The 9457-nt window shown below is 45.0% G+C and carries 6 protein-coding genes and 2 pseudogenes; 2 read left to right on the plus strand and 6 right to left on the minus strand.

Going from position 1 to position 9457, the window contains the following annotated elements:
• Window positions 1-766 precede the first annotated feature (766 nt).
• From AQ981_RS28315 to AQ981_RS24975, 6 genes and pseudogenes are all read right to left on the minus strand, one after another.
• Window positions 767-941 (minus strand): annotated as a pseudogene (locus AQ981_RS28315) (integrase core domain-containing protein); the annotation flags it as partial.
• A 184-nt stretch (window positions 942-1125) separates the two neighbouring features.
• The gene (gene idnR, locus AQ981_RS24960) at window positions 1126-2118 is read right to left on the minus strand and encodes a DNA-binding transcriptional regulator IdnR (RefSeq protein WP_058914466.1); all 993 of its coding nucleotides are present in this window, start codon (window positions 2116-2118) and stop codon (window positions 1126-1128) included.
• Between the two features lie 66 nt (window positions 2119-2184).
• Window positions 2185-3474 carry an MFS transporter gene (locus tag AQ981_RS24965; protein ID WP_058914467.1) on the minus strand — a complete coding sequence of 430 codons (1290 nt, stop codon included), beginning with the start codon at window positions 3472-3474 and terminating at the stop codon, window positions 2185-2187.
• Window positions 3475-3588: 114 nt separating this feature from the next.
• Window positions 3589-4353, minus strand: coding sequence for a gluconate 5-dehydrogenase (gene idnO, locus AQ981_RS24970; protein ID WP_058914470.1), 765 nt, complete (start codon window positions 4351-4353; stop codon window positions 3589-3591).
• Between the two features lie 178 nt (window positions 4354-4531).
• A pseudogene (locus tag AQ981_RS27510) lies at window positions 4532-4687 on the minus strand (multidrug transporter subunit MdtG); the annotation flags it as partial.
• A 696-nt stretch (window positions 4688-5383) separates the two neighbouring features.
• Entirely contained in the window at window positions 5384-6400 is a 1017-nt protein-coding gene (locus tag AQ981_RS24975; protein WP_058914468.1) for a RepB family plasmid replication initiator protein, read from the minus strand.
• 726 nt (window positions 6401-7126) lie between these two features.
• Here AQ981_RS24975 and AQ981_RS24980 point away from each other — a divergent pair.
• Together AQ981_RS24980 and AQ981_RS24985 are read left to right on the plus strand one after the other, a co-directional pair.
• Window positions 7127-8275: an AAA family ATPase gene (locus AQ981_RS24980; protein WP_058914471.1), complete on the plus strand. Its 1149-nt coding sequence runs from the start codon at window positions 7127-7129 to the stop codon at window positions 8273-8275.
• An 11-nt stretch (window positions 8276-8286) separates the two neighbouring features.
• A complete protein-coding gene (locus AQ981_RS24985; protein WP_058914469.1) occupies window positions 8287-9255 on the plus strand; it encodes a ParB family protein in 969 nt (322 codons plus the stop codon).
• Window positions 9256-9457: the final 202 nt, after the last annotated feature.

Here is a 9457-nt window from a genome sequence, read left to right on the forward strand (position 1 = left end):
GGAAACTGCTGAAATACCGGGCTCTTCATCTACTTATTCCATTGAGTTAGAGAACAATAATAATGACTCTCATCATAAAAATGAAAGCGCACTAGTTATTCAAAAAATCACATAATAAACATCGTGTTTTTAGAGGTATAGGAAACCATTTTCTCTAGCTCACCAGAGAATAAGCATAGCTGAATAATAGTTACTTTATTTTTTAATTAACTAATTTAGATCACCAGAAAATAAATAAAAACCCTTCTTTACCTACAATTATTAATTATCACATTACGAAAATCAATATGAAATTTTACTGATTCATAACCTGAAACCTAGGATTTTTCGCAAAAAGGAAAAATCCTAGGTTTTAGTAAACATATTAGGATGGTTGCCTTTCCTATATCAGAAACAGAATAAGTCAGAAAAGAGGACCTTCTACAGGCTTCGGATTAACTCCTAACATCTTTTTTATTATAATATATCAGAAGATCTCTCATTGATCTCGAGAGTGCAGCTGAAAGTTTCACTTAACATAGGACTGAATAAGAAATCGTCTTGTAAGCAGAATCAGAATGTTGAAAAATCCTAATTATTTGTTAAAGTGTTTTTTTTGACCTGCATCAAAATTTTAATCTTCTGGCTCACCTTTAAGCATTATGCAATGATTTTCAGCTCGAATGAGCCAGGTCCAAAATCTGAACCGCCACGGGTTTTAACATGACCTTCCTCCTGACGATCCTGACCCCGAATCTGATCCTGCCGTAATCAATAATAACCGGCTTCATATTGGCTGCATATTCAGGCAACCGGCAGACTTCTCAGCGAATTCGGATGGCGTCATCCAGACCAGTGCAGAATGGGAACGCCCCTGATTATAGTGTATGCACCACGCCTCTATTTTTGCACCGTGCATCCTCCAGCGAGATGAACCAGTTCTCGTTCAGACACTCCTGCTTCAGCTTCGCGGAGGATACTGATGATCTGTTCGTCGGAAAAACGCTTCTTCATGGGGATGTCCTCATGTGTCTTATGAAGACATTACTAACATCGCGGTGTATTAATCAACGGGGAGCAGGTCACAGGTTAGTAACCTTAATCAACACAATAAGAATAAAATGGAATATCACCGTCAATCCATAGCTACAATGTATCACCATAATATATCTGATAGGCCAGATTAACGCGATTTACCGCGTCTTTACCGGCCAATCGCGCAATAAGTATTTCACTCGCCGTTTTGCCTATTTCATAACGTGGGGTAATGACGCTGGCTATTTTTTTTAGCCGCGCGCGGCCAATTTCCAGGCCATGAAAACCGGCAATAGCCATGTTTTGCGGCACAGCAATTCCCTGCACTTGGCACGCCAGCAACACACCAACCGCCAGATCGTCGTTGGTACAAAAAATTGCGTCAATATCCGGGCGAGACTGCTGCATCTGCAGGAACATCTGTCGGCCAAGGGCAACTGAAGAGATCGTCCGCGGCACCATGTGATATGCCTTCAGGCCATGCGCCGCCAGCGCCAGTTCGGTACCATAAAAACGACTTAAATCCCGCGGATCATCCATTGAACCAAAAAAGGCAATCGCCCGCTTACCGCTTTCAAGGAAAGCGTTGGTCATGTCCCATGCCGCCTTTTCGTTATCGAAGCCCACCTGAATATCCAGATGCTGGCCGCCGAAATCCATCAGTTCAGCGACAGGTATGCCGCTGGCACGCACGTACTGCACCATACGATCGCTATGCTGCTTACTGGTCAAAATCAGCCCATCAATATTGTAAGAGAGCAGATTGAGCACTTCACGCTCTTCACGCAGTGGATCGTATTCGTAGTTGGCAATCAGGGTCTGGTAGTGATGCGCAGAAGTGACCGACTCGATTCCGGCCAGAACATCAGCAAAAATTTGGTTACGAAATGAAGGGATAAGCACGCCTATCGTTTTACTACGCGCGTTAAGCAAAATTTCCGGTGCCCGATTAGGGATATAGTTGTTCTCTTCCATGACCTTTGCAATCAGCTCACGACTGCGCAGGGAAACCTGGCCGGGGTCGCGCAAATAACGGCTGACCGTCATTTTATTGAGTCCCGCCAAGTTAGCGATATCCTGTAATGTCATCCGGTTGTTTTTCATCAGGTTCTCTACGACATACGACTTATGTATTCCCAGAGAACCTTATCACAACTGCCAGGTTTTATGTTAACCCGTCACCTTTTTTGCCGTCACGAACGTTAAAGAGGGCGGGTTACTCGCGTGAACGTTATACATCAACACCACGGAAGCCAGCAGCGCAATAGCCATGAAGGTATAAGATACACCAGGTCCGCCGGTGATACCATTCAGATACCCCACCAACCATGCGCCAAGGAACGCGCCCAGCGCACCGAAGCTATTAATCAACCCCATAGATACACCTGAAACGTTGCGCGGCAACAGCTCGGGAATGAGCGCGAAGAAAGGACCATAAGGCGCATACATGCAGGCAGCAGCAACGACCAGCAGCGCATAAGAGAGCCAGAATGCCTGGTTACCTACGATCCACGAACCAAAAAATGCAATAGCGGCAATCAGTAATAATGGCCAGACAAACAGCTTACGGTTCTGAAACTTATCTGACAGCCAGGAGACCGTCAGCATCAGGCAGATCGCCGCAAGATACGGCACCGCCGCCAGCCACCCTACCGCCACAATATCCATCTGCGCGGCGTTTTTCAGAATCGACGGCATCCACATCATGAAACCGTACACCCCGATACTCCACAGCGCATGAACGGCGCAGAGCATAATCACATTGCGCGAGCGGAGCGCTTCACCATAGTTACGCACCGGCTTTATATTGCTCTGCTCGCTGTCCATTGCCTGCTGAAGAACCTGTTTTTCCCGATCGTTGAGCCAGGAAACGTCTGCGGGTTTATCGCGAACCAGAATCCACCAGCAAATCGCCCACAGTACCGCCGGAATCCCCTCAATAATAAACATTTCGCGCCAACCCCAGGCCTGAATCAGGTAGCCGGAAACAATGGACATCCACAGGACGGTCACCGGGTTACCGAGGATCAGGAAAGTGTTGGCTCTCGAACGCTCGGTTTTGGTAAACCAGTTGCTAATATAAATCAGCATCGCTGGCATTACCGCCGCCTCAACTATGCCGAGAATAAAGCGAATCGCCATCAGCATCGGGATATTACTGACAAACCCGGTAGCCGCAGCGCAGAATCCCCATAATACCAGACTAAAGAAAATCATTTTCCGCACGCTGCGTTTTACTGCATATATCGCGCCAGGCACCTGAAAAAAGAAATAGCCGAGAAAAAATAGCGCGCCAATAAGTGAGGCGGTTCCTTTTGTAATACCTAAATCACTTTCAATTCCCGCCGCAGCGGCAAAACCATAATTTGCACGATCGAGATATGCCAGACTGTAGGTAATAAATATAATCGGCATTAAATACCACCAGCGGCGAACTGGTAATTTCGCGAGCATTTGCATAAGCGATCCTCATATTATGAATAGCATCACAGGGGGTTAATTCATTCTGCAGATCCGCTCGCCGACCTCGGACTTCCGCAACCAACGAACAGGCAATCTGCAGTGTGGTGGAGTTCAGATGGCGGCGAGCATCCCACCATCCACAAACAGGAGATGACCGTTAACGAAGTTTGCCGCTGGGGAAGCCAGATAGACCGCTGCGCCAATTAACTCTTCCGGTTTCCCCCAGCGCGCTGCTGGAGTTCGCTGATACAGCCAGGCGGAAAACACTTCGTCATTCACCAGAGCGGAAGTCATCTCGGTGGCGAAATATCCCGGAGCAATACCATTAACCTGAATATTATATTCCGCTAATTCAACGCACATTCCGCGGGTCAGCATTTTTACCGCCCCTTTCGATGCCGCATAAGGAGTAATTGTCTTACGTCCCAGTTCACTCTGCATCGAGCAAATATTAATTATTTTCCCTGCCCGGCGCGGAATCATATATTTAGCCACCTGCTGCGAAACAAGAAAAACGCCCTTCTGATTTACCTCGATAATCTTATCCCACTCATCCTCAGGAAATTCGGTAAAAGGGAATCGACGCTGGATACCCGCGTTATTAATTAAAATATCAATCGCCCCAATGTCTTCTTCAATATAAGCAATCGCCTGCTCGACTTCAGTCGCCCGGGTTACATCAAATGCATACCCTACGGCGCGATGGCCCTGGGCAACCAGCGCCTGTGCAGCCTGGTCGGCCCGCTCCTGTGTACGATCATTGATAATTATTTCAGCGCCATACCCTGCAAGCCCACCAGCCAACAGATTCCCGATCCCTTGGGCAGAACCAGTAATCAGCGCGCGCTTGCCTGACAAATCGAATAAATTTTTCATAAAACCTCTTTTTAAAAAAATGTTACGCGTAACTTTATACGCGTAACAGTAAATATTGGAAGATGTCAGGAGATAAAAATGATCGTTTTGTGATCGATAATGCATTTATAACCAAAGAGACTCAACAACCGGCATTTACCTTGTGAAGTCAATACCAGTTGAGACGAGAGAAAGGTGATTACGCAGCAGTATGGAAGCTACGATGCAACATGATCGCCAGTTGCCAGATATTAACAATCACAATAATCGCGGTCGCGATAAACTCCCAGCGAAGACCGACCATCGCCGAGACCGAGGCGCTAATCAGTGGCCCCGCCACATTACCGAGGTACAGAAGGCAATTGCTATTCCTTCAGGGGGCTGTTCCGGGGTGGTTTTGCCCCCCTGAAGATTTTTCTTGCGGATATCCAGAGTCTCCTCATCACAGTCATCTGATAAACGCTACCAGGTCCTCGCACCTGGATGGTATACAGTGGTGGCAACAACCAATTACTCGCTACAGTGGATATTAATTGGAAGAGCTATAGCAGGACAGAGGATTCATATCGGCTTTATCGTGACAACGTCACAGAATAATTCGCAAAGTCGATCTAACGCAGATCCTCCAGAGAGACAAGGCAGTAATGTCGTTACTCACCACAGTGGATATCAGAACTTCGGCTCCAGCAATACGTAACTGAAGGATATGGAATAAAAAAAATTTACTACAAGTTGATGACCATCCTCTAAAATGAAATATTTATCTTCTATATATCAATAAGTTAAAATAAAAATAGATACTTATTCGAATAAGCAACCACTGTAGAGAGGAGATTCCACCATTTACAGCAAAACATCCACTACGACGAGAGCAACCACTCTAAAGTGATAACCACTGTAGAGAGAAAAGAACGCTACAGGGTAACCACTACAGAGAGATACTAATGCCAGAAAGCAGGAACTGTGGGCAGGAGCCGAAGAAATGCAGGTAACTGAACAACTCATTACACCTTACAGTGGATAGTCGAAGTAAAGTTACTCATCATAGTGGTTATACAATCTTGCCACTGCGAATCTTATCAAGGATCTCAAGCTCTTCCCGGGTTAGCCTGACCATTTCACCATCCTGCTCAGTAGCGACTTCATCCTCCAGTAATTCCTGCTCAATTTCAGAGGGAAGACCAACAGGGATATGCTCGGGGCGCAGTTTGGGCCGACGATAGTGGATATGAAAATACACCGTACGACCACGCTTCAGTTCAGTATAATCAAGGTAACCAATATTCTTCAGTTGCTCCATTGCCTTACGTACCGTTGCATTTTGCGTAATAGTACGAGATGTGAGGTTCAACCTGGAACGCAGGCGAGACATGGAAACCGGTGCCGGATTAAGCGGGAGGCTTTCTATGAACGTATACAAAGCTTGAGCAGATTCTTTACGCGAAAGTGCATTAATCGCCCGCAGTTGAAGAAGAACCTTTTTATCAAACTGATACAGTTCGAAAATCTTAGGATCAGCCTGCAGGGTAACTTCATCATTCCTGGGACTGTATTTCGCAGACTGCACCAGATGCGTCACATAATAATCACCGGATTTACTGGTAAAAGAAATGGTGTTAGTGGCAATACGGGTTAAAGAGGCATCCAGACGCTTTCTGAGCGCCGCTGAGGAGCGTGCTGAAGGGATTCCACATAATTTCACAAAATCAACAAAAGGAAGCGTTACGCTGTCTCCCAGGACCTTATATTTTGCAAACGCATGAATGATACCCACCCAAGTCTTGAAGTCGTTATCCATATCAAGACGGGCACCGGTAATCTTGATGTTCTCATAACCTTCTGAACGAACGAGAGAAAGTTGCTTAAGCTCCTCTGTTACGTCCATAGAGGCCATCTGGCCTTTGCGGCCTCTCGCCGTAGATTTCAGTGTTGGAACAAAAAGCCCCAGTCGCATCAGTGCTACAGGTTGAACAGTATTGCTTGAGTTGGGCACCAGAGTGACCAAATTTCCAGTTTTCTTGTCTGTCTCTGTAAATGAATTTGCGATCAATGAATTTTCATCGTCCATTCGTTTCTGCCTGTAAGATCAGTTACCGCTCACTGAATACAGTGGATATTAGCACTCACTATAGCGGATATTCCAGTGTAGATAGCTCACTACAGTGAATATTTGCTCACAAAAAAAGCAAAACGTGGTTATGCGAACATAAAAAATCGTCACGAAAACAGATCTGAATGCAGAAAATATGTAAAAAAGACAATCAAGCATTTCAATAAGAGAGTTATCCACATGCTTCATTAGCAAAACTCACTACAGTGGTTATCTTTGACTCTCCATAGCAGATAGTAACCTCTTTATAGTGGATAGAATACAATATACAGTGGATATAATCCTCGCTACAGTGGTTAAAAAATGCTGTAACAGAATGATATTAAAACATAAATAGCAAGTGGGATCTTAAAGGATCATATTAATGATCATATAAGGATCGTTTTTTACTGGATCGAACCTGTGGAAAAGTGGATAAATCCTTTTTCTCAGGAGAATAATGCGCGTCGGTGCCCAATGTAACCCCATCTCCCTGGTGCTTCCTCGTACTGACAGACTTCGCTAGTCAGTACTTGCGGCGAGCACTGACTAATTTCTTGTACAAAGTCACAATATCCCTGTTTATAGTTTACATCATTACCTGTATGCAGTATTTTTAAATTCTGCAAAGAAAACTGCATACAGGTGATCATCGTGTCGACAGGGATAAATCAACTTCAGAAAGTCGCTCAACGCTCCGAAAAGATGCTGACCACACTTACCCGGCAAATTATGGAGCAAAAGGATGAGCTTCAGGAGCATACTTATTACCAGGTATATGCCAAAGCTGCACTGGCCAAACTTCCCAAGTTAACCCGGGCGAGCGTGGATTATGCTGTCAGCGAAATGGAAGAACTGGGGTATGTTTTTGAGAAAAGAGCGGCAGGTTCTTCAACTAAATACGCCATGTCTGTTCAAAATATCATCGATCTTTATCAACATCGAGGAGTTCCTAAATATCGCGATCGGCATAAAGAAGCGTTTACTCTGTTTGTTGGCAACCTTAAGGGTGGCGTATCCAAAACAGTTTCCACTGTATCACTAGCTCATGCATTAAGGGTTCACCCTCACCTGTTATTTGAAGATTTGCGGGTTCTGGTTATCGATCTTGATCCCCAGTCATCAGCAACAATGTTTTTGAATCACATTAAAGCCACTGGTGCTGTAGAAACAACAAGTGCACAGGCTATGCTTCAGAACGTCACTCGTGAAGAGCTGATTGAAGAGTTCATTGTTCCATCGGTCGTTCCGGGGGTAGATGTTATCCCCGCGTCTATTGAAGATGCCTTCATAGCATCCCGGTGGGAAGAACTGTGTCAGGAACACTTGCCAGGCCAGAATATCCATGCGGTACTTCGTAAGAACATCATCGACAAACTAGTACATGACTATGATTTTATCTTTATCGACAGTGGCCCTCATCTTGATGCTTTCTTGATGAATGCAATAGCCGCGTCCAATCTACTTTTCACGCCAGTTCCGCCGGCACAGGTTGATTTCCACTCTACAATGAAATACCTGGCCAGACTTCCGGAGTTAGTAGCACTTATTGAAGAATCCGGGTGCCCCGTCAGACTGAAATCAAATATTGGTTTCATGTCCAAGCTGATTAACAAGACTGACCACAAACTTTGCCACAGTCTGGCCAAAGAGATTTTTGGTGGCGATATGCTTGACGTTTCTCTCCCACGACTGGATGGGTTTGAACGATGTGGTGAGTCGTTTGATACTGTTATTTCCGCAAACCCTTCTACCTATGTCGGCAGCAGTGAAGCTCTGAAGAACGCAAGAGCTGCAGCAGAGGATTTTGCAAAAGCGGTTTTTGATCGTATTGAGTACTTACGTGCAGGTTGAGGAATTAACTAATGACTAAAAAAAGAGTCACTATAGGGCGCACACTTACCCCCCCTTCTTTTCTTGAAGAAAAGAGCAGCGACGCTTATTCAAGCATATTTACCCTACACTCAGGGAAAAAAGTTTTATTCAGGCTGGAGACTGTGCCAGCTGAAGAGGTTGAGGATAAGACATTTGTTGTGCAGGAGATTAACGGCCGTGAGCAAGCCTCATTGACTCCCGAATCTCTGAAAGACATTACTCGTACATTTCCTTTTCAGCAGTTCTTTCCTGCTATTGGGGTCAGGGTTGACGATAGAATAGAGATTCTTGATGGCTCGCGGCGCCGTTTATCCGCCATACTGTGCCATCGCCCACTTGATGTACTTGTCAGTGATACCCCTGTTTCGGCTGATGATGCCAGAAGGTTGGCCAAAGACATTCAGACTGCTCGTGAACATAACTTACGAGAAATTGGTATGCGGCTGATGGTGCTTAGGGATGCTGGCATGAATCAGAAAGATATAGCGCAAGATCAAGGACTATCTGCTGCAAAAGTTACTCGTGCGCTTCAAGCTGCCAGTGTTCCTGCATCGCTATTAGCTGCCTTTCCGGTCCAGTCTGAGCTTAATTACCCTGACTATAAGGCTCTGTTACTTATTGCAGAGTCACTTCAGGAACAAGATGTCCGACCGCAAGATATGGTGAGTCAGGTTACTTCACAGATAGAAGATATCTGTGATGATAACCAACTGACGGATGAAGAAATTAAAGATCGCATATTGGCATGTCTTAAGAAAACAGCTGCTCACCAAAAAACGAAAGAAAGGTTTGTCACAAAAGCACTATGGAAATTCACCGACAAAGATCGGTTCGCAAGGAAGAAAACTCGTGGGAGATCATTCAGCTATGAATTCAATCGACTCTCAAGCGAACTCCAGCAGGAACTTGACCGTGTTATCGAAATGACGCTGCACAAGCACCTTTCTGAACCGGAATGACAGTAACTTATAGATGAAATTCTCAAAAATTCGCCACAATAAATTTAATTATATCTAGTTGTTTTTAATGGTTTTATTTTGTTTTTTTGTGATAATTTCAGCCTGAAATCGCCATGATTTCAGGCTGTTATCTTGTGTTAATTCGCCCTTTCCTATTTTGACCTGCTCCCCGTTGATTAATACACCGCGATATTAGTAATGT

Origin of the sequence: Entomohabitans teleogrylli (assembly GCF_001484765.1) — a bacterium.
Classification (GTDB): Bacteria; Pseudomonadota; Gammaproteobacteria; order Enterobacterales; family Enterobacteriaceae; genus Entomohabitans; species Entomohabitans teleogrylli.